The sequence below is a fragment of the Ruegeria sp. YTSC199 genome (assembly GCF_059609725.1).
The window spans coordinates 53,306-75,595 of the sequence record NZ_JBXWMF010000020.1 but is presented as its reverse complement, the minus strand read 5'-3'; the positions used below and the strand labels follow the sequence as shown (position 1 = coordinate 75,595).

Genomic DNA, 22,290 nt, shown 5'->3' with positions numbered 1-22,290 from the left:
TACGCCGCTAGTCAGTCTTTAGACCAAGAAACGGGGGCGTCAGCCCACAGTCCAAGGCAAGTTTGTTGAGGTCCCGACATAGGGCCGGGTTAAGCCTAACACCGTCTTTGCGGCGAGCCTCAGCAGCGGCCGTTTTGCCGTCGCCCGGCAGGCGCACGGGATCATGACCGGGCAGGGGGGGTGATGCGCGCATTTCGGAAAAGACACGGGCTGCATTCGAAGCAAAGTCTTTTTCCATCCCAAAGGCTGCCGGATCGAGCGCCATTACAAATTGCCCCGTGTTTGTAGATGATGTCGTGTCGGAGGTGAAATTAACCACATCAGAGCCGAAGGCAGCACCGTTCAAGACGCCGGCCATCAATCCGATAGCTACGGAAAGACCGAAACCTTTCGGACCACCGATTGGCAAAAGAAACCCTTCTGATTTTCGGGCAGGGTCAGTCAATGGATTACCATCACGCCCAACCATCCAACCTTCGGGCATAGGCTCGCCTTGTTGCAACAGGGTTTTGATCTTACCCATTGCGGCAACAGTCGTCGCCATATCAAACACAAACGGGTCGGGGCTATCTGCAGGGGCGGAAAAAGCAATGGGATTGGTGCCAAGAAGCAAATCGCTTCCACCGTAGGGCGGGACATGGTTCGCGCTGCCCACTGCCGCGGCCATGCCAAGCAGCCCAGCCTCGGCTTGCGGACGTACATACAGTGCCAATGGTCCTGCATGGTTGCCGCGTCGAACACCGACCCATCCGATGCCGGCCTCTCTGGCCTTTTCTATTGCAAGATCCCGCGCCGCCGACATCGCCAAATGGCCAAGGCCGTCATCGCCATCAATCAACGCTGTTGCGACTGTCTCGTGTTCTGTGGTGACGTTTGGCGTCGGATTGCATCCGCCCCCTGCCAGTCTGGCAAGATACTGGCGTAGGCGAAAGACGCCATGCGTGCCGTATCCGTATATATCTGCCTCGACCATCAGCGAGGCCACCTTGTCCGCGTCTGCTTTTGGCACGTCTCGAGTTTCAAGTGCGTTCGCCACGAATGCATGCAGGGTGTGGCAATCTATATTCACAGGCTCAGAAGTCATCTCTTCCCACCTGTTCTTTGTGCCAGAACACCAATTTACGCTGCGTCCATACCACCGATGCAAATACCACCAGACCGACAAGGCTGAGATAAAGGATCAATGAGAAGACGCGAGGCGTGTTGAGCTGCGAGGCAGCAACTCGGATAAGTTCGCCAAATCCCTTGCCGCCACCCAGGAATTCTCCTGTGATCGCACCAGCCATTACGCCGACTGCTCCGATCTTAAGACCCGTAAATATCTGCGGCAGGCCAGTCGGCAGTTTCATCTTGATCAGTGTTTGCATTCGACTTGCGCCCATCGTCTTGAACAACATACGCGCATTTTCATCAGCGGCGTGAAGCCCAGCCGCAGTACCAACCACGATTGGAAATGTCGCGATAAAGGCGGCAAGCGCGACCTTTGATTCAATACCAAAACCTAACCACGCTACAAAGAGTGGGGCAAATGCCACCTTTGGCATGGTATCTATGGCCACCAGGTAAGGCATCACTGCCTTTTCACCAAATGCCGTTTCCCCCACCAATACGCCCAGCGAAAAACCGATCGCGATTGCCAGCGCAAAACCATAGATAACTTCTTTGATTGTGATCCAAAGCGCTCCAAGCATGTAGCCGCCAGTCAATAGATTCTGTCCCACGAAGATCATATCTTTAAGGGTTTCTAACGGCGTAGGCAGAATGATTGGGGAAACCAGCCCAAGGCTCGTTACGATTTGCCAAGTACCGACGAAAACCACGAAGACAAAGGTCATTGCCAGCCAGCGTGGGACCGAGTCGATAAAGTGAACTTTTTGCTCCCATACCGTGTCTTCTGCGGTTTCAGCGTCTTTTAGGGAAGGTGAGTAGTTATGAACGTCGCTCACATTTCTTCTCCCTTATCCAGGAGGCCGCGAATGTAGTCTACAATAGCGCCAAACTTGGGCGTGGTCATCATATCCAACGTGCGTGGGCGTGGCAGGTCGACCTTCACAATTTCGGCAATCCTGCCCGGGCGTGGTTTCAACACGACGATTTCGTCGGACAAAATCACGGCTTCCTGAATAGAGTGCGTTACAAGAAAAGCAGTTGCATCCTGTTCATGGCAAATCCGCTGCAGTTCCATATTCATCATGTCGCGTGACAGCTCGTCCAGCGCGCTGAATGGTTCGTCTAACAAAAGCACGGCTGGTTCTGTGATCAGCATACGGCAGATTGAGGCGCGCTGAGCCATGCCGCCCGACAATTCGTTCGGGTATACGTTTTCGAAGCCCTTTAATCCCACGATGTCCAAAAGTTCGTGAGCCTTGCCCATCGCCTGCTTGGCGGCTGCCTTGCCGTCGCGGATTTCGATTGGCAACACGATGTTTTCCACTGCTGTTTTCCAGGGAAATAGTGTCGCCTGCTGAAACATCATACCAATGTCTCGACGAGGTCCGGTCACTGGCAGGCCCTGTAGGATAACACGCCCTTTGGTGGGAGGGATCAGACCCGCCATGATCTTGAGCAGAGTTGACTTGCCGCACCCGCTGGACCCGATGACAGAAGTGAAGCTTCCTTTCCGTAGTGTCAGGTTTATGTCCTCAAGCGCGACAACAAGATTGCGTGCATAGGTCTTGCTCAAATGGGTCAACTCATAAACCGGCGTGCCCAAGGGCGCGCCGGAAAATTCTTTTGCTTCTGCAGCATTCATTTGCTGGCGGCCTCGTTGCCAATGGCGGCAAATTCATTGGTCCAGGCGGCGCTCAAATCATCCAGCGGCCCCGAAATTTCACCCCCTGCAACAAGTGCGTCTTGCCATTCTTGCCAAACCTCGGCGGGGTACCATCCCAAACCATTGCTTGGATCTGCTGCTATGGTTTTCGATCGTACGGCATCGAACAACGCTGACTGGAACTCCTTGTCTTCGCCTTCCTGTGGATTGCCGTCCGCCAGATGCTTCAATACAGCTTCGCGGTTGGCATCATCGAGTGCGAAGGCGTGACCACGTGCGAAAGCGCGGCTCCAGGCCTCAACCAATTCGCGGTCGTTGGCGATTGTGTCAGCCATTGTAGCGATACCGTTACCGAAGAAACGCCCGAATTCCGCTGGTGTGATGTCACGCACGGCCATTCCGCGCTGGTTCAGAATTGCGGTGTCAGCCGTCGACGCGGAATACGCGTCTATTTCGCCGTTCAGGAAAGCTGCCGTCGCCGGGCCGCCATCGCCGACAGTCAGGAAGGTGTAGTCTTCGCCTTCTTTCATTCCTGCGCCGGTCATCACATTACGCGCAAAGCCCACTTCTGCGCCGTCAGCTGTACCCGTTCCGATGACTTTGCCCCGCAGCTCTTCAACGTTTTGGATGTCTGAGTCTTCCGGCACCGCGATGCCGAAGTTGCTGCGCGCCGCCACGTTGTAGATATGTACGGCATCTACATCCCTCGACCGCGCCGCAATCAGAGGACCAGGGCCTGGGCGACCGAAATGCGCTTGTCCGGCGGACAAAGCCTGAAGCACGGCTCCCGAGCCGTTGATCGCCTCTACGGTCACTTCCAAACCTTCATCTGCGAAGTACCCTTCGCCAATGGCAACAAAAACCGGAAATGAATTGATTGCCGAAGGGCTCGGCTGAACGAAAGTTATTTTACGCAAGTCCTGCGCAAAACCCTTTGTTCCTAGTGCTCCTGCTACCGGAACCGCAGAAAGCAAGGACGCTGTGAAAATCCTTCTGTTCATCATTGTAGTCTTCCTCCCTTGCATGTTTGGCAACCCGCAGATTCAGCTATGCAGGAGCCATTTATACGGCGCGCACGGTATTCCTGAGCGCGCCGATTTCTGAAATTTGACAAACAACCGTGTCCCCGTCTTTCAGAAATTGTGGTGGGTCCATTGCGTATCCGACGCCAGACGGTGTGCCGGTCGCGATTATGTCGCCCGGTTCCAGCGTCAGGCCTTCTGATAGGGATGCGATCAGCGTTGGGATGTCGAAAATCATATCCGACGTGTTTCCGTTTTGACGCTGTTCGCCGTTGACCGTTAATCCAATTGATAAAGAGTGCGGATCGTCGATTGCATCAGCGGTCACTATGCACGGTCCCAACGGGCAAGACCCATCCAATCCCTTGCCTTTGAAGTATTGACCGCCATGTCGGCGTTGGATGTCCCGGGCGGTGACATCGTTGAGAATCGTATAGCCGTATACATGGTCGTATGCGTCAGCCTTAGATATATTGCGCCCTGGTTTGCCGATAACAATTGCCAGTTCGACTTCATAGTCGATGGCCTGTGAGACTGCCGGAAATATCAAGATGTTAGCCTCTGGCGCGACAACGGCAGTCGGCGGTTTTGTAAAAAACACCGGATACTCTGTCACGCCAACTTTTTGCTTTTGCGCCCGATCGCCCTCGGCAATGTGTTCTGCGTAGTTGCGCCCAACACAAAACACGTTCTTACGCAGAGCAGGAATCGGAGCCAAAAATGGCGCATCAGCCGGGACCAGCGCTTCTTTCAATTCTTCTGCTTCTGCCGATGCAACGAGGGTATTTAAGACCTCAAGCGTAGCTTCACCGCCTGCGATCAGCTGCTGCATCGAACTGGCGTCCAGCGTCCGACCGGACAATTGCGCTGCGCGTAAAATGTCCAACCTGCTGCTATCGTTAAGTATTACCACGCAAACGGCGTTACCCTTTACAGAAACAGTTGCTAACCGCACTCGGCACTCCTCCCTCGCGCTGATGTCAAGCTCTGGTCGCGAATCTTGTCTGGCGACTCGTTTTTGACTTGCCTCTTTCCCTTGAGTTTTTTCCGACTTGGCGTTTCAATCAATCAACCAATCACCGAATTGGGTGGAGATGTGAACGAACGAATAGAACTCGCACAACGCGTACGCGACCTGATTAACAATGCTGGATACCGGCATAACGACAGGCTCCCACCTGAACGCGAACTTTGTTCAAAGCTTGGTACAACCCGCAATCAATTGCGAAGAGCGTTGGCAGAGCTTGAGGCGCAGGGGCTTATCTGGCGCCATGTGGGGCGGGGAACTTTCGTCGGTTCCAGGCCGGTTCTTAATCTCACAGACGTTACTTATTTGGGCAACCAAATCAAACCTGAACAAGTTGTATCGGTGCGATTTACCATTGAGCCGCAGCTCAGCCGCCTGGCAGCGCTCCATTCCACTCGTTCGGATCGTGAGCAAATGAGGCTGTGCGCGGACAAATGTCGAACCGCGGAGGATTGGCGCACTTACGAAGCTTGGGACAACAATTTACATTACGCTATAGCCCGTTCTACTCGTAACCAGCTCTTTTTATACTTTTTTGAGACTTTGAACTCTGTTCGAAGATCTATTGTTTGGGGGCAGCCACGCGAAACATTGAAGCCCGCAGAGGATTACTCCAGTTTTAGTGAACATGATGTGATCGTGTCTGCCATAGCAAAGGGTGACTGTGAGCTTGCGGCAAATGCCATGGTGGATCACCTGAAATCTGTTTATTCGCGTGTGCTGCCATCGAGCATCCACTCCGACGAATGAAGCAGGGCTAATACCCAACCAATTCGGGAAATGGTCGGGGCAAATCAAAGCCGTGGGTCTTGCAAAACAGCGTGAGTTTTGGCGATGACTTGGTAAGCGGCCACGTCCGTTTGAATGTGGCGTGGCATCGATCGGAAGGTGTCTGACCGTTTGGAAATCCGATCTTTGGCAATCAGACGTTCAGGAGGAAAGCGATGTCCGATCATGTCATTCCCGCGCCGCAGGTGCATGTAATACCCGTAGCGGGGGGCGGCACGTTTCCGGTCCGTCGTGTCTATTGCATCGGGCGAAACTACGCAGCGCATGCAATTGAAATGGGCCATGACCCGAACCGGGAACCTCCGTTTTTCTTTCAAAAGAACCCAAATAACCTCGATCCTTCAGGGGAATTTCCTTATCCCCCCCACAGTTCCGATGTGCATCACGAAGCTGAAATGTATGTCGCACTCAAGTCCGGTGGTACGAATATCTCGGTAGACAATGCATTGGATCATGTCTTTGGGTACGGCCTCTCACTTGATATGACCCGCCGTGACCTGCAAGGGCAGATGAAAAAAATGGGCCGCCCATGGGAAATTGGCAAGGCTTTTGAACGTTCAGCGCCATGCGGACCAATTCACAAGGCATCAGATGTTGGGTACCTCGACACGGGCTCAATTACACTGACGGTGAATGGTGAGATTCGGCAAGAAGGCGACTTGAACCAGATGATCTGGAAGGTGCCTGAGATGATCTCCTACCTGAGCGATTATTTTGAGCTTGCTGCCGGAGACATTATCCTTTCGGGAACACCTTCCGGCGTTGGCCCGGTCAACCGAGGCGATGTGATGGTTCTGGCAGTCGACAAACTTGGCAGCTTAACCGTCAACGTGACTTAGCAAGCACTAAGCGAAACCCACTTCGAGAATTAGGCCAATGCTTTTGTAAACGGATCCCGGATGCCCCACTTAATCGCTGAATTGATTGCACCTCATTCTGGCACTGCAAATGCTATCGGTGCACCTGGTCGATCCTGGCTGAACTACCTTGGGCTCCGCGAGCTTTGTGCAACAGTCAAAAAGGATCTCCATCAGATCGGAGTAGGTCGCAGCGACCGGGTGGCAATTGTGTTGCCCAACGGCCCAGAGATGGCGACGGCCTTCATATCCGTCGCCCAAGTGGCGACTACGGCACCTTTGAACCCAGCGTACACTTACGAAGAGTTTGTATTTTACCTCAAAGACCTGAAGGCCAAGGCCCTTCTTGTAAACGAAAACGAAAATGGGCCTGTCGTAAATGCCGCAAGGGACCTTGGCATTGTTATCTTGAGGGCTTGTCACGATAGTTTTCATACGGCCGGACAGTTTTCCATTTTGCCCTGTGACTCAATTGGAAAGGCTGATACATCCGCGCCGGCTGAAGATGATGTCGCCCTGATACTCCACACATCAGGAACAACATCGCGCCCCAAGATCGTTCCTTTGACACAGGCCAATATCTATTCGTCGGCACGAAACGTGGCGTCATCTTTGAAACTGACAATTGATGATCGTTGTCTGAGCATCATGCCGCTGTTTCATATCCACGGGTTGATCGCGTCTGTCGCCGCTTCTTTAGGCGCTGGATCACAAATCAGTTGCGCCTCAGGGTTCAACGCTCTTAGTTTTTTCTCACAGGTCGCTGAAGTCGATCCGACCTGGTACACGGCAGTTCCGACAATGCATCAAGCTATTCTCGCCCGAGCTGCACGAAACCAATCAATCATTGATCAATCGCGGTTGCGCTTTCTTCGGTCTTCTTCCGCTTCGTTGCCGGGCCCGGTAATGGAAGAGTTGGTGGCAACTTTTAATGCGCCCGTCATCGAAGCCTACGGCATGACTGAGGCGACACATCAAATGTGTTGCAACCCACTTCCTCCCCAAAAGCAAAAGCCCGGATCTGTTGGAATATCAGCAGGCCCCGATGTCCGAATTGCTGACGAAATTGAGAATGTTCTGATCGCTTCGCGCGACATCGGAGAAATCGTCATAAGTGGTCCGAACGTGACCCGGGGATACGAGAGCAACCCGCAGGCAAATGCAGACAATTTCTTTGAAGCGGATGGAAAATTCTGGTTTCGCACTGGGGACCAAGGTTCGTTCGACGAAGAAAACTACCTGCGACTTACAGGACGCCTTAAGGAGCTCATCAATCGAGGTGGCGAGAAAATCAGCCCGCTTGAAGTTGACGCCGTGCTTTTGAGCCACCCGAACGTTGCTCAGGCCGTTTGTTTTGCTGTACCCCACGAAAAACTGGGCGAAGATATCGCTGCGGCAGTAGTACTCTCAGAGGGTGTCTCTATCGCGGCTCAGGAAATTAGGGAATTTGTCGGTTCTCGGCTCGCTAAATTCAAAGTGCCAAGTTCAGTCGTTATCCTCGAAGAGATTCCGAAGGGTGCTACAGGCAAAATACAAAGAATAGGGCTGGCCGCAAAACTGGGGCTAGCGGAGGCATAGACATATGAAAACTTGTATCTTTGGTGCCGGAGCTATCGGAGGTTACGTTGCTGCGAAACTCGCGCAAACTGACGTGGACGTCAGCGTCGTCGCGCGCGGGCCCCATCTGACCGCAATACAAGAAAAAGGGCTGACTCTTCTTGAGGATGGGGAAAGTCCAATAAATGTCCCAATACGCGCCTCAGACAATGCTTCAGATCTCGGACCACAAGATTACGTCTTCATCACACTGAAAGCGCATTCCGTTCCAGCAGTTGTAGACTCAATGCAGTCGTTGATTGGTGACGAGACAACAATAGTAAGTGGAGTGAACGGGGTACCCTGGTGGTACTTCCACAAACTGGGCGGCCCCTATGAGGGGACGAGGCTGGCGTCAGTCGACCCGGGTAACTTGCAGTGGCACGGTTTTGGCCCGGATCGAGTCCTCGGATGTGTTGTTTATCCTGCCGCCGAGGTCATTGCTCCGGGATCAATCAAGCATGTCGAAGGCAATCGTTTTTCGTTGGGCGAGCCCGATGGTTCAAAATCAGGCCGTGCTGCCAAGCTTTCGGCTGCGCTGTCCGCCGCCGGCCTGCGTGCGCCCGTAAGACCAAGAATTCGGGACGAAATTTGGCTGAAGCTATGGGGTAATCTGTCGTTCAACCCGATTTCAGTTCTTACGCACTCAACACTTGATGTCTTGTGTACCGACCAAGGCTCACGCTCCGTGGCACGCGGGATGATGCTTGAGGCTCAGGAAATCGGCGAGAAACTTGGTGTAAAATTCCCGATAGATGTCGAAAAACGGCTCGACGGCGGAGCGGCTGTCGGTGCGCACAAGACCTCTATGTGGCAGGACTTAGAGTTGGGCCGACCGATGGAAATTGATGCTTTGGTAACTTCGGTGCAAGAACTGGGGCAACTTACAGGGATCTCAACGCCCACAATCGACACGGTGGCGTCGCTGGTCAAACTGAGGGCAAAGGTCGCAGGTCTTTACTAATGTCTTTGTGAGTCTTCTAACAAGAGCTTGGCTTGCGGCGGATAACGGAGACTGGTTCGAACGTGTCATACAGCACCTTCGAGATTTTTTCCGCAGCTTCGACGACAAACAGCCGCTCGTTTTGGGTCAAAATGCTTGACGTTTGAGTCAGAATTGAATGACGTGATTCACTCATTTGTTGAGATTTTGACTGTCGATTGGGTCAGAGATCTGTGACGTTCGACACATAGTTCTGCCACCAGCGACAGAACCTTCCCATATTCGCCTTTCTTCCTTCGTCCAGCACTCAAACCGATTTCATTGATCCTGACTTCCTTTTGGGAAAATCGGGGCTGATTTGCAGATCAGACGCCGAGCCGGTAATCGCGGTGCTGCTGCGCACTCCGTCGTGCTGGTCATTCGCTGCAACTGCGGAATCAATGCTTGCTCGAACTTTAGCTTTGCGGCTCTGCGAATACCTAGTGTTCTAGTGAATCAGCCACCGATCTGGCTCATTGTAGCTTGAACCGCATGATATCTTTGAGCGTTGGGCGGATGCGTCCCTAGAAAGCGATCACCAGGATCGGGAACTCGCGCGAAGTACAGCGCACCTTTGAGTGGATCATAACCCGCTTTATGGGCTATTACCGTGCCTAGTTGATCAGCTTCCAATTCAAAGTTCTTTGAATAGCTGCGCCCGCCAACAAACGCTCCAAGATCTTGCGCCGCGGCAATGTCATTCGGTCCAGTCCCGGCTATTGTTGCCAGACCCGCCAAAATAACCGCACCAGCGGCCGCGTTTTGAGCACGTCGCGCTAAATGACCTTGAATGTGGTGAGCGGCTTCATGCGCCATTACAAATGCAAGTTCATCGGTATTGTTCACATTTCTTGTCAACGATTGGGTCATTGTGATCACCGGGCGTCCCGACTTGCTCAAACTCTGATAGGCGTTTGAGGGTGCTTTTTTGTTTGGATCAATGCGGATCAAAAAATCGCAATTCACGCCTGCAGTGCGGCGGCGGCATTCTCGCTCTGCAACGGGTTCTATTCGTGCGGCGACCTGATGGAATCTAATTTGTGCCTGCTGTGAACTGACGGGGGCACTTGCGCGACCGGGGTTTGGGATCGGCGCCGATGGAGGAGGGTTGGTTGATACGCATCCCGCCAGCATCAAAATAGCTAATACCAATACAGTTCGCTTCATAAACATACCTTTCCAACAATTTAGAGCACCGAAATAGTGTCCGCAGTCCTCGAAAAACCAACATCCAAATTCGAGACTAGGGCCTGAATGAGTTGTTATTCAATAACAGAGGAGATTGTCCGTAGTCGCAGCCCGATTCAGCTGCCGCCAAAATGGTAAGCACCGCAAATGGCGTTGAAACGAACGGCCAGTTGGTCCGCGACCCCGTCACTAACGATCTGACCCGCGTTCAACGCGGCGTCAACATTCGCTATTGCCGCTGCTCCACGGCTTTCAACCAATCTGCTTCGCGGTGAAGGGAATGCTGCGTGTGCACGCACAATTCTGCGGGCGCTTCAGGTGTGGGCTCTTCCCGGACTTCCTCTGCACCTGAGACTAATGGCAGCTATCAGGCTGCCCTGATGCGATGGAAAACCATTAAGTCGCAAAAATAAAACTAGTGCGCCGAGGAAAATTCAGTTGACTTAAAATCAATGATTTAGCCGCACGGTAATAGCAAAACTATGTGTCGTCCCACAAAACTGTAAGACGTGAGACGCAATTGACCTTTGCGTCACAAACTGACCCAACACCCCCATTTCGTGCTCCCGTAGACCGTTTCGGTTGATCTGACTTCCCTTCCGGAAAATCAGAGCTGATTTGCAGATCAGACGGCGAAGCCGCCTGTTCCTGCTGATCTGCCACGTGGCAAACGCGGGAGCCGTCTCTAACGGAGGTCTCCAAAGGCAGCATCGAACGCCGGATAAAGGAACTGACAAGTTCGAGGTGCTTGCCGCCAAAATAAGGCTACTTGATTAATCGTTTTGCGATCAAAACCTCAGGGAAAGGCATGACATGCCACCATCCAACTTGGCGCAATCAGTGTTGTCGATTTGGACGACCTCATACCCGGCCTTGTCCAAAACTTCTGCGGTGCGCGGAAAACCGGCAGCCATGAGCACCACGTTGTTGAAGCGAATTGCATTGGCGGCCGCTTCTTCACCTTCGGCGACATGAAGAACCCGGTAGCCTTTAAAGCACCCGGATGCATCCAGGCGTTTGGTCGAAAGGATGGTCTCTGCATCCATCAGCGAGCAATCGGTCTTGAAATGCAATACGCCCTCAGGAGTGAACACCTCGCGCAAAGCATGGCCCCATTCATTGGCGATTTCGGTCAACTCCGCCACTCCGGCCGCGTCTGTTCGATCCGAGCGACCGACGAGGATTTCTTTTCCGGTCACCAGGATGTCGCCCCCTTCAACATGGCCGGGGCCTTTGATCTCGCGGACGTCATCGTAACAGGCACGGATCGTCGACGATATTTCTGCCACTTCGCCCAGACGGGAGGGCGCGCCGGGACGCATCAGGATAGCACCTTGAGGCAGGCACAGCGCGGTATCCTCGACGAACTGAGCGTCCGGGTATGCTTCAAGCGGATCAAGCTCGATTACTTCTGCTCCGGTACTGCGCAGCGCGCCGATATAGGCCGAATGCGCAGCCAGCATACCCTCAAGGCTGGGATTGCCGATATCCTCGGCCCGTAATCCGTCTGCAATAGTCGAGGCAGGCTTGCGAGTGATGGCACGGGTGAATTCATAGGTCGGATTTCGCATGTGTCACTCCTGATCCGGACGACGCCCGGCAACATCAATTTCCAAAATAGAGGGGCCGTTTAGGGCATTGGCTTCTACCAGTGCCGCAGCAACAGCAGCAGGGTGTTGCGCAACGCGTTTGTAAGGTATGCCAAACGAGGCAGCAGTGGCGGCAAAATCAGGCGGGGTCGGGTCGCAACCGATCACGTCAACACCCACGTCTTCCATGGAAGTGGCGATTTCGCCATAGCCATGATTGTTCCAAAGAACAAAGGTGATGCGCAGGTTTTGGTCCACTGCGGCCATGATCTCGGGCAGCGAGAATTGGGCGCCTCCATCACCGGCGATACAAATCACAGGCGCCTCCGGATCGGCGATAGCGGCACCAATTGCGGCCGGAATACCATAGCCAAGTGCTCCGTACCCGGTGGCGGCATTGAACCAACCACCGGGACGGTCGTGGTCATAGTAGAGGTTGCCTGCATAAATTGGCTGAGTGGAATCTCCGATCATAAGCGCATCCGGGACTGCAGCGCGCATTGCCGTCAGAATCCCGACTTGGGCGCGGTAGTCCGGGCCTATCTCTTCAAACGCAGCGGCGCGGGTTTTTTCAGCGCGGTCTATTCCATATCGTTGGTTGGATTTCCCGGGTAATGCCGCCAGCAACGAGGATATGACCTCACCGGTGCGACCCTCTATGGCAACAGCGGCGTCGTGGCGGGACAATTGATCCGGGCAAACATCAACTCGTATTAGCCCCGACATAGATGCCATATCTCCCGTTGCATACATGTCATAATCTGTTGGACCCAACTCGGTCCCCAAAGCGAGGACGCAATCGGCCTCTTCGATCAACGCCCGGACAGATTTTAGGCTGGGACTTGCGGGAACAGTCAGCGGGTGTCCATGCATCAGCCCGCGCGCATTGACGGTCTGGACTACAGGTGCATCGAGGCGCTCTGCCAGAGTTCGCAGGCTCTCTCCTGTCATCTTCGCTCCGCCACCCGCCAGGATGACGACTTGACGCGCGGCCGACAGCCGGTCTACCGCATGTTGGATCAAGTGACTGTCCGGTGTCCGGTGGGGTCGGTCGTTCGCAGTCAGAGCGCTTTCAGCGGTCAGCCCTGCTACATCCAGCGGGATCTGGATATGGGTGGGACCGGGTCGTCCTTTGGCGTACGTCGCAAACGTGCGATCCAACGCAGCTCTTAGGTCGCAGGGCTGGTCCACATGTTCGGAAACCAGCGCAACGGTCTTGGCAAGCGCATGCTGGTCGGGCAGCTCATGCAAATGGCCGAGACCATGGTTTAGCGTGTTCTTTTCATTGACGCCGGAAACCACCAGCATCGGAACGGAATCCGCTCGTGCCTGCGCCATCGGTGTCAGCGTGTTCGTCAGCCCCGGTCCTGTGATAACAAAGGCGACGCCCGGTTTGCCCGAGACACGCGCATAGCCGTCAGCCATAAAGCCTGCACCTTGCTCGTGCCTTGGGGTCACATGTTGGATACCAGACGCCGCAAGACCGCGGTAGAGCTCAACCGTATGCACGCCGGGAATGCCGAACACACAAGACACGCCTCGTTGTTTCAACTCGGCGACCAGTGCTTCGCCCACTGTTTGTTTGGTCATGCAACGCTCCGATTGCTGAGGTTTGCGTGGTCGACGATGCGGTCTAACGCGGTCGCGAAGCGGGTGTCGTCAATCGTGAGGGCCACCCGAACCCAGTCCTTGAGGCTTTCGCCAAAGGCAGAGCCGGGCATGACCGAAACACCGTGTTCCAATAGATCCCAGGCGTAGGCGTCACCATCCATTCCGATGCCCGATACGTTGACCAAGGCAAACATACCGGCATCCGGTTGGTGGACCGTCAGAAGGGTTTCACTATGAAGGCGGTGTTCCAGCAGGGAAGCGCGGGCCGCAAAACGGGAAGCCATGCCTGCGGCGACCGAAGATCCGTCTCGTACGGCTTTTTCAGTCATGTCTGCGATAAAGGGCTGATTGCCAAACAGCATCGTTTCCGAGACCGGGAGCAACGCAGTACAGAATGCGGCGGGACCAACGCACCAGCCGCTGCGGAAGCCGGGGGCCGCGTGAGATTTTGAAATCGACGAGACTGCGATGACCCTGTCGGCGAGTTCTGGTTCCGAGAGAGGCGAAACAAATTCTGCCCCTTCAAACACCAGATGCTCATACACTTCGTCCGAGATGATCCAGAGCTCGTGCTTGATCGCAAGCTCACCAATTTTCCGCACATCTTCTGTGGTCAGGATCGCGCCTGTAGGGTTGTGCGGAGTCGTAAGAAGTATGACGCGGCTGCGCGGGGTGATGCGCGCGGCGATGTCTTCGGCCTGCAACCGAAATCCGTTTTCAGGGCGGAGCGCCACCGGTACGGGCTCGGCACCGGATGCCCGGATCACGCCCTCGTAGGTGGCATACATCGGGTCACCGACCAGCACTTCGGAACCTGCTTCGGCGACGCCTTGCATCACCGTATGAAGCGCGGTCTGTGTGCCGGGAAAGCAGAGAATGTTTTCGGGCAAAAACTGTCGCCCGCGGCGTTTGCTATACGCCTCTGCCAAGGCTGCGCAAAGCCCAGCCTCTCCACGGCCGTTGGAATATCCTGTACGGCCCGATTGCAATGCCAATGCTACAGCGTCGCAAAGTTCTTGCGGTGTTGGCACGTCGGGTTCGCCGATTGTCATTTCCACCAGATCTGCGCCTGCCTCGACCATGGCGCGTGCCTTCAAGTGTACTTCCCACTTGCCGCCGCCCAATCCGGCCAGCCGTTCGGTAATTGCTGTCAGCCTCATTGGGGCTCGCTCTCCTGCGTTAGATCCAAATCGATAATGGCGGAAACGGATTGCAGCCCGATTTCAACCAGTTCACCGTGCTCAAAAGCATTGGGTAAGGCTCCGCCTTCCAGCCACAGACCATCGATGACCGCGTTGCAAGCAATAGCCAGTTGCCGCAGTTGGAGAGGGGACGCCGAGCGGTGCGCTTCTTTCAGCGAGTCAGCGATAAGCCCTTCAAGCTGGTCCCGAAAATAGGCGTATGTCCTTTCGTGCGTCACCTTCATCTGCTGGTCCTGCTGCACCTTGTTCAGAAAGCTGGCCCAAAGAGCGATAGCCCGGGGGTCGACAACCGGGGGCGTCAACGACGCCTTGACGAAAGCTGCCAACCTGGCTTGTGCACTGGCCGCAGCATCATTCGCGGGTGCGAATGTTTGATCGGTCATCGTGTTCATGTGGTGCTCATAGGCGGCGACGATCAACTCCTCCTTGGAGTTGAAATAATGACGGATCAGCCCCTGCGTAACATCTGCGCGCTCTGCGATTCCCCGCACCGTGGCGCCACGCACGCCCTGTTCGGCCACCAAATCAAGCGTAGCGAGAATCAGTGCATGCTGCCGGGATTCGGCCGACTCACGCTTAAATTTCTTGCGATCCTCGCTCACGATGGGTCCTTTTTCGCGGATGCCAAAATTATACACTTGCATAATTACTATGCTCGCGGCTTACTGCAATCAGAAAGTTGGGGTCAAAGAAAAATGGACACAGCCACCGCTGACGCAGTAGCTCAACAATCGGATGCGCGCCGAGAAGCGATCCGCGTTGAGGACTTGCATAAGTCTTTTGGAAAACTCGAGGTACTGAAAGGCGTGGATCTCACCGCGCATCAAGGTGATGTCGTCGCGATCATTGGTGGTTCGGGGTCTGGCAAGTCGACCATGCTACGGTGCATTAACTTCCTTGAAACACCGACCTCCGGCAAAATCTTAGTCGGAGGCGAGGAAGTTGCAATGCGGGCAGACGGCAGCCCAGCTAGCCAGAAGCAGATCGAGCGCATTCGGACCAAATTGGCGATGGTGTTCCAACAGTTCAACCTGTGGACCCACCGAACGCTGTTGGAGAATGTGATCGAGGTTCCCGTGCATGTATTGAAAGTGCCGAAATCAGCGGCGATCGAACGCGCGCGCGAATTGCTTGTCAGAGTAGGCTTGAGCGGCAAAGAGGACACATTCCCAGCCTATCTATCCGGTGGTCAGCAGCAGCGGGCAGCTATCGCACGGGCGCTGGCGGTTGATCCTTCTGCCATGCTCTTTGACGAACCAACGTCCGCCCTTGATCCAGAACTTGTTGGCGAAGTGCTGACGGTGATCCGTGATCTGGCCGCCGAAGGAAGAACCATGCTATTGGTCACCCATGAGATGAAGTTCGCGCGCGAAGTGGCGAACCATGTCGTCTACCTATACCAGGGGCGTATTGAAGAGCAGGGACCACCTGCCGACCTCTTTGGAAATCCGCAATCGGAACGACTGAAGCAATTCCTCAGATCAGTCGGATAGCACTCAATACACCAAATAAAACCAACCGGGAGAAACCTAATGAAATTGAAAGCACTTCTGACTGCAGCGTCTGCCGTAGCCGTTCTAACTGCAGGCGCGGCTGCAGCTGAACAAGTTAAGATCGGTATCGCCGCCGAACCCTATCCCCCGTTTGCTTCACCTGACAGCTCGGGCAATTGGGTCGGATGGGAGATTGAGGTGATCAATGCCGTCTGCGCCGCCGCCGAACTCGACTGCGTGATCACCCCTGTTGCTTGGGACGGTATCATTCCGTCGCTGACCGGCCAGCAGATCGACGCGATCATGGCCTCGATGTCAATCACCGAAGAGCGGCTAAAAACCATCGACTTCAGCGACGCGTATTACAATACGCCCGCAGTGATCGTGGCGGACAAATCGATGGATATCGAGGCGACCCCAGAGTCTCTTGCAGGCAAGATCATCGGAATCCAAGCCTCGACGATCCATCAGGCTTATGCTCAGGAATACTTTAAGGATGCAGAGCTGAAGGTCTATCAGACGCAGGATGAAGCCAACCAGGACCTTTTCGCGGGCCGTATCGACGCCACTCAGGCGGACAGCATTGCCATGGCGGATTTTGTGAATTCGGACAATGGCAGCTGCTGCGAAATCAAAGGTGCTGTCGCGGATGATCCCGCAATCTTGGGTCGTGGCGTAGGTGCCGGTGTGCGCAAGGGCGATGCCGAGCTTCTTGAAGCACTTAACAAAGGGATCGCGGCGATCCTTGCCGATGGGACCCACGAGAAAATCACCGAGGGCTATTTCACCACCAGCATCTACTAAGGCGCTGCTGTGACCGGACTGTTAGAGACACTGGGCCTTGGCACCAGCATGGAGTTGCTGTCGCTGTCAAGCTGGGGCGGCAACTTGTTACGCGGGCTTGCCAAATCCCTACAGATCGCCTTCGGCGCATTTGGAATGGGGCTGGTTATCGGGCTGTTCGGTGCCTACGGGAAACTCTACGGCGGGAAGGTCACGCGTGACCTTCTTGCTATCTACACAACAGTGATAAGGGCGGTGCCTGAGTTGGTGCTGATCCTGATCCTGTACTATGTTGGCAGCGATATCATCAACAAGATCTCTGAAGCGGTCGGAGGCGGTCGGGTTGAAATCAACGGCGTCGCCGCCGGTATTTGGGTGCTGGGCGTAGTGCAGGGGGCCTATGCGACCGAGGTGCTGCGTGGCGCTATCAAAGCTGTGCCGGTTGGGCAGATCGAAGCGGCGAAATCCTACGGAATGCCCGCTTTCATGATCATGCGCCGGGTGACCATCCCAGCGATGATGGGATTTGCGGTGCCGGGGCTGGCCAACCTGTGGCTCATCGCTACCAAAGACACGGCCTTGCTTGCAGTGGTCGGGTTCAGCGAGTTGACGCTGGAAACACGTCAAGCGGCAAGCAGTACCCGTGCCTATTTCACCTTCTTTTTGGCGGCGGGCTTCCTGTACCTGATGGTGACCCTTTTCTCGGGGGTCGTTTTTGCTCGCATCGAGAAATGGGCGCGGCGTGGTCAACCTTCGTTGAAGGGGGGCTCTGCATGATCACCGTAAAAGCCCTTATGCAACCACACCGTATCGTTATGATGCTGCTGTTTGCAGCATTGGTGATCTGGTGTGCCTTCTCGCTGCGTTGGGATTGGATCCCAAAGTATGCCCCTTTGGCGCTGCAGGGTCTCTGGACCACAATCTGGCTCTTGGTGGTCACAACCGTCTTGGGCTTTCTAATGGCTGTGCCGCTGGGATTGGCGCAAGCGGTTGGCCCTTGGTACTTGGCCACGCCCGCCCGAGTGTTCTGCACGATTATTCGCGGCACACCGCTGCTGTTGCAGATATGGTTGTTATACTACGGGCTTGGTTCGTTGTTTCCGCAGTTTCCCTGGATTCGATCGTCGGAACTATGGCCTTACCTGCGTCAGGCTTGGCCCTACGCTGTCCTTGCATTGACATTGTCCTTTGCTGGATATGAGGGCGAGGTCATGCGGGGCGCGTTTTCCAGTGTAGCAAAAGGGCAATTGGAGGCTGCAAAATCCTTCGGAATGCCGCGTTTCACAATGTTCCGTCGGATCTGGTTACCCCAAGCCGTACGTAATGTTCTGCCTACCTTGGGCGGAGAAACCATCTTGCAGCTCAAAGCGACACCGCTCGTAGCGACTATCACGGTGGTCGAGATATATGCGGTTTCGTCCCGGGTTCGGGCAGACACCTTTGTTGTCTATGAGCCCCTGCTGTTGCTGGCATTGGTTTACATGGCCATCGCCGGTTTGATTGCATTGGCCTTCCGACGATTTGAGGGAATTTGAGGCATTGGCAGCAGTGCCTACGCATGGTCGATAGGTGTATTAGGTCAGAAATGCCTGACGTTGGAGCAGATTAGAGTGACGCTCATCGCTGATTTATTGAGGTTTTGGCCGCCGATTGAGTCAAAGATAAGTGACGTTCCACACAATTAGTGAGGCGACACATAGTTCTGCCACCAGCGACAGTACCTTGCCATTTTCCCCTCACTTCCATCATCGAGCATCCAAACCGCTTCCATTGATCCTGTCTTCCTTTTGGGAAAATCAGGGATGATTTGCAGGTCAAACGCCAAGGGCGCAGCCGAGGACACGGTTTTGTCTAATAGGGTTGCTCAAGGGGGAAGGCAGCGCCATTCCCCTGACGGTCAGGGGCGTTTGGCTTGTCCAAATCCCGCTGGCCCCGGTAAAAGAGAGGCGGTGCAGGCTGCGCCGTCAATTTCTGCGAGAGCAAGATGTTGTTATTCAATGGAATGGGCGGACAGCAGACATTCGCTGCAATCGCAAAAAATGCGCTTTGGTTGTGACGGGTTTAGGAATTCGAGTGAAGTTTGAAACGATTTACAGGACTATAGGAAGCTCCAGTGTAATGCTCGCTCCTTTTTCGACTTGGTTGATTGCAACCTCTCCTCCATGGCGCTTCGCCACCGCTGAGACAATTGACAACCCCAAACCGCTGCCTTCGGAATACTCCAGCTGCGAAAACCGACTAAACGCTGCTTCGCTTTGATCGGGCGAAAGACCCGTTCCGTCATCGGCCACAGTTAGTTTGACATTCCCGCCGTCAACGCGCAGCGCAACTGAAATTCGGCTCAACTTAGCACCGCCGTGCTTAACTGCGTTGTCCAGCAGGTTCTTTATGGCTTCCGTCAAAAACACGCGATCCCCTGAGACCATGATCGGCGTGTCCGGCATGGTGACCTCGAAGTCGATACCTTTCGCGAGGATGTGCACGCCCATCTCTGCACAAGCCTCTTCCACGACCAAACGGAAATCAGTTTTTTCCATCTGATCCTGATGGGTAGGTTGCCGCAGTCGTTCCAGCGACAATAGTTGTTCTGCCACCGTCGCCGAATTCTTTGCCGCGGCCACAAGCTCGACAATGCGTTTGTCCTTGTCCTCATCCGTTTTTGCATCTCGCAGCGCCTCGGCCATGGACTGGACCGCGGCTGCCGGATTTCGCAGTTGATGCGCAGCTTCTGAGATAAACACCTGATGGGCGTTGATGCTGTGTTCGACCTGCCCAAACAACCTGTTCAAGGTCTGAACAATACCGTGGACTTCGATCGGGACCGGGCGTTTGATCTTGCTGAGGTCGTCGGGAGAGCGCAGGTCAATGGCGTCTTGCAAGTCCAGCAACGGTCGCAGGCCGCGCGCAACGCCGAACCAGACGACGAAGGCGAGGGTGGCCATCAGGATACCCATCAGGATTGCTGCGCGGATCGACAATTCATTGGCAAAGGCATCGCGGTCCGCGATGCGTTGCCATGCCGTGACCGTCGCATCCCCCACCAGATTGTCTAGTGTGACCCGTTCGGTCATCTTCAACACGCGCACCGGCTCGTCACGATAAACAGCCTCAAAAAACTGCGGCTGGTAAACATCCTGCTCTGACGCGTTTGCTGAGGCCGGAGGATACGCGTACCCAGTCACGTAGATACCGCCGGGTCCGGTCACGTGATAGAAAATCTCTCCACCCGATGCATCGCGGATTAAGCTGCGCGTGGTGGGCGACAATGCATCGCCTTCCGACACCGCCACATCGCGCGAGATTGCCAGACCGGCGGATAACAGGCTGTCGTCAAAAAGCTCTTGCGCCGTTTGCTGGGCAACTGTGAAGCGCCAATACCCAAGCAGGATTGCGAGCAACACCAAGGGCGTCAGGATCAGAATGAAGAGCCTAAGCCTGAGCGAACCATGCCTGATCACTTCTGCACCTCAAGCAGGTATCCAAGGCCACGGGCTGTTTTGATCCTTATGCCAAGGTTCTGGAGGCGCTTGCGCAACCGCGACACATGCGGTTCAACGGCGGAGTCATCGACATCTGCGCCGACGCCGTAGACGTAATCAGTCAGCTGGCTTTTGGGGACAATCCTGCCACGACGCTCCAGCAGACATTCGAGCACGGCCATTTCCCGTCTTGGCACGTCAAGCACCTGCCCCTTTGCGCTGACCTGCCGGGCCGTACGGTCAAATTCCAGGTCTCCGATGGTCTCGCGCGCGCCGTAGTCCAGTTGTTTGCGGCGGGACAGGGCGCGAATGCGGGCCTCAAGTTCGTCCATCTCGAACGGTTTGACCAGGTAGTCGTCCGCGCCCATATCCAGACCCGCAACCCGGTCACTGGTCTCGCTGCGCGCGGTCAGCAGAATGACGGGGACGCTGTCTCCCCGGTTGCGCAGCGAACGCAGGATCTCGAGCCCTGACCGGCCGGGTAGGTTAATATCCAGAACGATCAGGTCTGCGCCTTCCTGTTCAAGATAAAGGTCGGCGGCGTCGCCATCGGTCAGCACATCTGCGGCATGGCCCCGATCCCGCAGACGATAGGCAATGGCGTTGGCAAGGGTTTCATTGTCCTCGACGATGACGATCCGCATTTGGGCTCCCGCAAGTTTCGCGCAAGGTTGGCGCTCCATGATTGCCAGATGGGAGGGGGAATCAACCCCACAGTTCTATTTGCGATCACGGTGGTGCCAAGCGCGCTGACGTGGTTGTCTGGTCAACAGGGAGGAACCAATGGCCAATTCCAACTTCACCCGCCGCGCCGTCGTGGGGCTGATCGCCGCCGCCGGACTTGCCGCGCCCGCCGCTGCCGAGGTCGATTTCTCGGGTAAGACCATCGAGTGGGTCATTCCGTTCTCGGAAACGGGGGGCTCTGCAAAATGGGCCAATTTCTTCGCACCGCTTCTGTCCGAGGCGCTGCCGGGTCAGCCGACTGTTGTGGTTAAATTCATGCCCGGTGCAGGTTCGACCAAGGGCGCGAATTGGTTTCAGGAGCAAAGCCACGATGACGGTACGCTGCTGTTTGGCACATCCGGTTCAACTCAGTTTCCCTATCTGCTGAGCGATCCGCGCGTGCGCTACGAGTATAACGACTGGATCCCGGTCATGGCGTCCGGAACCGGCGGTGTTGCTTATCTGAATGTCGAGGACGGGGCCAAGTTCGACGGGTCCGCAAACGCTCTGAAGGATACCAATTTCATCTACGGCTCGCAGGGTGCGACCCGTCTGGATCTCGTGCCGTTGTTGGCGTGGCAGATGCTGGGCATGAATGTGGAGCCGGTCTTTGGCATCAAAGGCCGTGGAGATGGTCGCCTGATGTTCGAGCGCGGCGAGGCCAATATCGATTATCAAACCTCCTCGGGCTATCTGGGCGGTTCGGCGCCGCTGGTCGAGGCCGGTCAGGCCGTGCCGATGATGACATGGGGTGCGCTGGATGCCGATGGCAATATCGTGCGCGATCCGACGTTCCCCGATATCCCTACCTTCAAAGAGGTCTGTGAGGCCACAGATGGTTGCGAGACCAGCGGTGAAGCCTGGGACGCCTGGAAAGCGTTCTTCGTTGCGGGTTTCCCGGTTCAGAAATTGGCCTTCCTGCCGGGTGACACACCGCAAGAGGTGGTCGATGCTTATACTGCGGCGTTCCAGGCGGTGACCGAGCGTGGCGACTTTGCGGACATCTCCTCCAAGCGAGTGGGCAAATACCCTGTGTTCGTGGGCGACGGCTCCAAGGCGGCGCTGCAAACAGCGACGAACGTTGATGACAACGCCAAGCAATACGTCCTGAACTGGCTGAAAGAGGCCTATGGCGTCGAGCTGAACTAAGCCGACATGCCACTGCGCGTGCCCAAC

The 22,290-nt window shown here is 55.2% G+C and carries 21 protein-coding genes; 9 read left to right on the top strand and 12 right to left on the bottom strand.

Annotated features, from left to right (window positions below):
* Positions 1 to 7 precede the first annotated feature (7 nt).
* The 5 genes from AC2FEE_RS18220 to AC2FEE_RS18200 form a co-directional block, all read right to left on the bottom strand.
* A complete protein-coding gene (locus tag AC2FEE_RS18220) occupies positions 8 to 1,084 on the bottom strand; it encodes an Ldh family oxidoreductase (RefSeq protein ID WP_496866758.1) in 1,077 nt (358 codons plus the stop codon).
* A complete protein-coding gene (locus AC2FEE_RS18215; RefSeq protein WP_496866757.1) occupies positions 1,074 to 1,946 on the bottom strand; it encodes an ABC transporter permease in 873 nt (290 codons plus the stop codon). Before AC2FEE_RS18215 ends, AC2FEE_RS18220 begins: the two co-directional genes overlap by 11 nt.
* On the bottom strand, positions 1,943 to 2,752 hold the full coding sequence (locus AC2FEE_RS18210; protein ID WP_496866756.1) for an ABC transporter ATP-binding protein: 810 nt from the start codon (positions 2,750 to 2,752) through the stop codon (positions 1,943 to 1,945). The genes AC2FEE_RS18215 and AC2FEE_RS18210 overlap by 4 nt, the downstream gene beginning before the upstream one ends.
* On the bottom strand, positions 2,749 to 3,690 hold the full coding sequence (locus AC2FEE_RS18205) for an ABC transporter substrate-binding protein (protein WP_496866755.1): 942 nt from the start codon (positions 3,688 to 3,690) through the stop codon (positions 2,749 to 2,751). The genes AC2FEE_RS18210 and AC2FEE_RS18205 overlap by 4 nt, the downstream gene beginning before the upstream one ends.
* A 145-nt stretch (positions 3,691 to 3,835) precedes the next feature.
* Positions 3,836 to 4,627 (bottom strand): fumarylacetoacetate hydrolase family protein, encoded by a 792-nt coding sequence (locus tag AC2FEE_RS18200; RefSeq protein ID WP_496866754.1) that lies wholly within the window; start codon positions 4,625 to 4,627, stop codon positions 3,836 to 3,838.
* Positions 4,628 to 4,831: 204 nt separating this feature from the next.
* Here AC2FEE_RS18200 and AC2FEE_RS18195 point away from each other — a divergent pair, with 204 nt between their 5' ends.
* The 4 genes from AC2FEE_RS18195 to AC2FEE_RS18180 all read left to right on the top strand — a co-directional run bounded on the left by AC2FEE_RS18195 (position 4,832) and on the right by AC2FEE_RS18180 (position 9,028).
* Positions 4,832 to 5,572: a FadR/GntR family transcriptional regulator gene (locus AC2FEE_RS18195; RefSeq protein WP_496866753.1), complete on the top strand. Its 741-nt coding sequence runs from the start codon at positions 4,832 to 4,834 to the stop codon at positions 5,570 to 5,572.
* A gap of 194 nt (positions 5,573 to 5,766) precedes the next feature.
* Positions 5,767 to 6,450 (top strand): fumarylacetoacetate hydrolase family protein, encoded by a 684-nt coding sequence (locus AC2FEE_RS18190; protein WP_496866752.1) that lies wholly within the window; start codon positions 5,767 to 5,769, stop codon positions 6,448 to 6,450.
* 60 nt (positions 6,451 to 6,510) lie between these two features.
* Entirely contained in the window at positions 6,511 to 8,046 is a 1,536-nt protein-coding gene (locus AC2FEE_RS18185; protein ID WP_496866751.1) for an acyl--CoA ligase, read from the top strand.
* Positions 8,047 to 8,050: 4 nt separating this feature from the next.
* A complete protein-coding gene (locus AC2FEE_RS18180) occupies positions 8,051 to 9,028 on the top strand; it encodes a 2-dehydropantoate 2-reductase (RefSeq protein WP_496866750.1) in 978 nt (325 codons plus the stop codon).
* Between the two features lie 474 nt (positions 9,029 to 9,502).
* On the opposite strand, the gene AC2FEE_RS18175 is transcribed toward AC2FEE_RS18180, so the two are convergent.
* The 5 genes from AC2FEE_RS18175 to AC2FEE_RS18155 all read right to left on the bottom strand — a co-directional run bounded on the left by AC2FEE_RS18175 (position 9,503) and on the right by AC2FEE_RS18155 (position 15,280).
* On the bottom strand, positions 9,503 to 10,213 hold the full coding sequence (locus tag AC2FEE_RS18175) for a M48 family metalloprotease (protein ID WP_496866749.1): 711 nt from the start codon (positions 10,211 to 10,213) through the stop codon (positions 9,503 to 9,505).
* An 809-nt stretch (positions 10,214 to 11,022) separates the two neighbouring features.
* Complete coding sequence (locus tag AC2FEE_RS18170) at positions 11,023 to 11,805, bottom strand: arginine deiminase family protein (protein ID WP_496866748.1); 783 nt, start codon at positions 11,803 to 11,805, stop codon at positions 11,023 to 11,025.
* Positions 11,806 to 11,808: 3 nt separating this feature from the next.
* Entirely contained in the window at positions 11,809 to 13,413 is a 1,605-nt protein-coding gene (locus AC2FEE_RS18165; RefSeq protein WP_496866747.1) for a 5-guanidino-2-oxopentanoate decarboxylase, read from the bottom strand.
* Positions 13,410 to 14,594, bottom strand: a complete 1,185-nt coding sequence (locus tag AC2FEE_RS18160) for a pyridoxal phosphate-dependent aminotransferase (protein WP_496866746.1) — start codon at positions 14,592 to 14,594, stop codon at positions 13,410 to 13,412. Before AC2FEE_RS18160 ends, AC2FEE_RS18165 begins: the two co-directional genes overlap by 4 nt.
* Positions 14,591 to 15,280 (bottom strand): TetR/AcrR family transcriptional regulator, encoded by a 690-nt coding sequence (locus tag AC2FEE_RS18155; protein WP_496866745.1) that lies wholly within the window; start codon positions 15,278 to 15,280, stop codon positions 14,591 to 14,593. The genes AC2FEE_RS18160 and AC2FEE_RS18155 overlap by 4 nt, the downstream gene beginning before the upstream one ends.
* A gap of 51 nt (positions 15,281 to 15,331) precedes the next feature.
* Between AC2FEE_RS18155 and AC2FEE_RS18150 the strand changes: the two genes are divergently transcribed.
* From AC2FEE_RS18150 to AC2FEE_RS18135, 4 genes are read left to right on the top strand one after another with little or no spacing between them, the layout of a single operon-like run.
* Entirely contained in the window at positions 15,332 to 16,129 is a 798-nt protein-coding gene (locus AC2FEE_RS18150) for an ABC transporter ATP-binding protein (protein WP_496866744.1), read from the top strand.
* A gap of 39 nt (positions 16,130 to 16,168) precedes the next feature.
* Entirely contained in the window at positions 16,169 to 16,933 is a 765-nt protein-coding gene (locus tag AC2FEE_RS18145) for a transporter substrate-binding domain-containing protein (protein ID WP_496866743.1), read from the top strand.
* Positions 16,934 to 16,942: 9 nt separating this feature from the next.
* Complete coding sequence (locus tag AC2FEE_RS18140; RefSeq protein WP_496866742.1) at positions 16,943 to 17,689, top strand: ABC transporter permease; 747 nt, start codon at positions 16,943 to 16,945, stop codon at positions 17,687 to 17,689.
* Positions 17,686 to 18,447, top strand: a complete 762-nt coding sequence (locus AC2FEE_RS18135) for an ABC transporter permease (RefSeq protein ID WP_496866741.1) — start codon at positions 17,686 to 17,688, stop codon at positions 18,445 to 18,447. The genes AC2FEE_RS18140 and AC2FEE_RS18135 overlap by 4 nt, the downstream gene beginning before the upstream one ends.
* Before the next feature lie 555 nt (positions 18,448 to 19,002).
* On the opposite strand, the gene AC2FEE_RS18130 is transcribed toward AC2FEE_RS18135, so the two are convergent.
* Together AC2FEE_RS18130 and AC2FEE_RS18125 are read right to left on the bottom strand one after the other, a co-directional pair.
* Positions 19,003 to 20,370: a sensor histidine kinase gene (locus AC2FEE_RS18130; RefSeq protein WP_496866740.1), complete on the bottom strand. Its 1,368-nt coding sequence runs from the start codon at positions 20,368 to 20,370 to the stop codon at positions 19,003 to 19,005.
* Positions 20,367 to 21,035 carry a response regulator transcription factor gene (locus AC2FEE_RS18125; RefSeq protein WP_496866739.1) on the bottom strand — a complete coding sequence of 223 codons (669 nt, stop codon included), beginning with the start codon at positions 21,033 to 21,035 and terminating at the stop codon, positions 20,367 to 20,369. Before AC2FEE_RS18125 ends, AC2FEE_RS18130 begins: the two co-directional genes overlap by 4 nt.
* Before the next feature lie 139 nt (positions 21,036 to 21,174).
* Between AC2FEE_RS18125 and AC2FEE_RS18120 the strand changes: the two genes are divergently transcribed.
* Positions 21,175 to 22,263 (top strand): tricarboxylate transporter, encoded by a 1,089-nt coding sequence (locus AC2FEE_RS18120; RefSeq protein ID WP_496866738.1) that lies wholly within the window; start codon positions 21,175 to 21,177, stop codon positions 22,261 to 22,263.
* Positions 22,264 to 22,290 lie beyond the last annotated feature (27 nt).

What these genes read in the sequence shown, in the direction of transcription:
- AC2FEE_RS18220 (WP_496866758.1), bottom strand. Translation starts at nt 1,084, where the DNA reads ATGACTTCTGAGCCTGTGAATATAGATTGCCACACCCTGCATGCATTC.
- AC2FEE_RS18210 (WP_496866756.1), bottom strand. Translation starts at nt 2,752, where the DNA reads ATGAATGCTGCAGAAGCAAAAGAATTTTCCGGCGCGCCCTTGGGCACG.
- AC2FEE_RS18200 (WP_496866754.1), bottom strand. Translation starts at nt 4,627, where the DNA reads ATGCAGCAGCTGATCGCAGGCGGTGAAGCTACGCTTGAGGTCTTAAAT.
- AC2FEE_RS18190 (WP_496866752.1), top strand. Translation starts at nt 5,767, where the DNA reads ATGTCCGATCATGTCATTCCCGCGCCGCAGGTGCATGTAATACCCGTA.
- AC2FEE_RS18185 (WP_496866751.1), top strand. Translation starts at nt 6,511, where the DNA reads ATGCCCCACTTAATCGCTGAATTGATTGCACCTCATTCTGGCACTGCA.
- AC2FEE_RS18180 (WP_496866750.1), top strand. Translation starts at nt 8,051, where the DNA reads ATGAAAACTTGTATCTTTGGTGCCGGAGCTATCGGAGGTTACGTTGCT.
- AC2FEE_RS18175 (WP_496866749.1), bottom strand. Translation starts at nt 10,213, where the DNA reads ATGAAGCGAACTGTATTGGTATTAGCTATTTTGATGCTGGCGGGATGC.
- AC2FEE_RS18170 (WP_496866748.1), bottom strand. Translation starts at nt 11,805, where the DNA reads ATGCGAAATCCGACCTATGAATTCACCCGTGCCATCACTCGCAAGCCT.
- AC2FEE_RS18165 (WP_496866747.1), bottom strand. Translation starts at nt 13,413, where the DNA reads ATGACCAAACAAACAGTGGGCGAAGCACTGGTCGCCGAGTTGAAACAA.
- AC2FEE_RS18160 (WP_496866746.1), bottom strand. Translation starts at nt 14,594, where the DNA reads ATGAGGCTGACAGCAATTACCGAACGGCTGGCCGGATTGGGCGGCGGC.
- AC2FEE_RS18155 (WP_496866745.1), bottom strand. Translation starts at nt 15,280, where the DNA reads ATGCAAGTGTATAATTTTGGCATCCGCGAAAAAGGACCCATCGTGAGC.
- AC2FEE_RS18150 (WP_496866744.1), top strand. Translation starts at nt 15,332, where the DNA reads ATGGACACAGCCACCGCTGACGCAGTAGCTCAACAATCGGATGCGCGC.
- AC2FEE_RS18145 (WP_496866743.1), top strand. Translation starts at nt 16,169, where the DNA reads ATGAAATTGAAAGCACTTCTGACTGCAGCGTCTGCCGTAGCCGTTCTA.
- AC2FEE_RS18135 (WP_496866741.1), top strand. Translation starts at nt 17,686, where the DNA reads ATGATCACCGTAAAAGCCCTTATGCAACCACACCGTATCGTTATGATG.
- AC2FEE_RS18125 (WP_496866739.1), bottom strand. Translation starts at nt 21,035, where the DNA reads ATGCGGATCGTCATCGTCGAGGACAATGAAACCCTTGCCAACGCCATT.
- AC2FEE_RS18120 (WP_496866738.1), top strand. Translation starts at nt 21,175, where the DNA reads ATGGCCAATTCCAACTTCACCCGCCGCGCCGTCGTGGGGCTGATCGCC.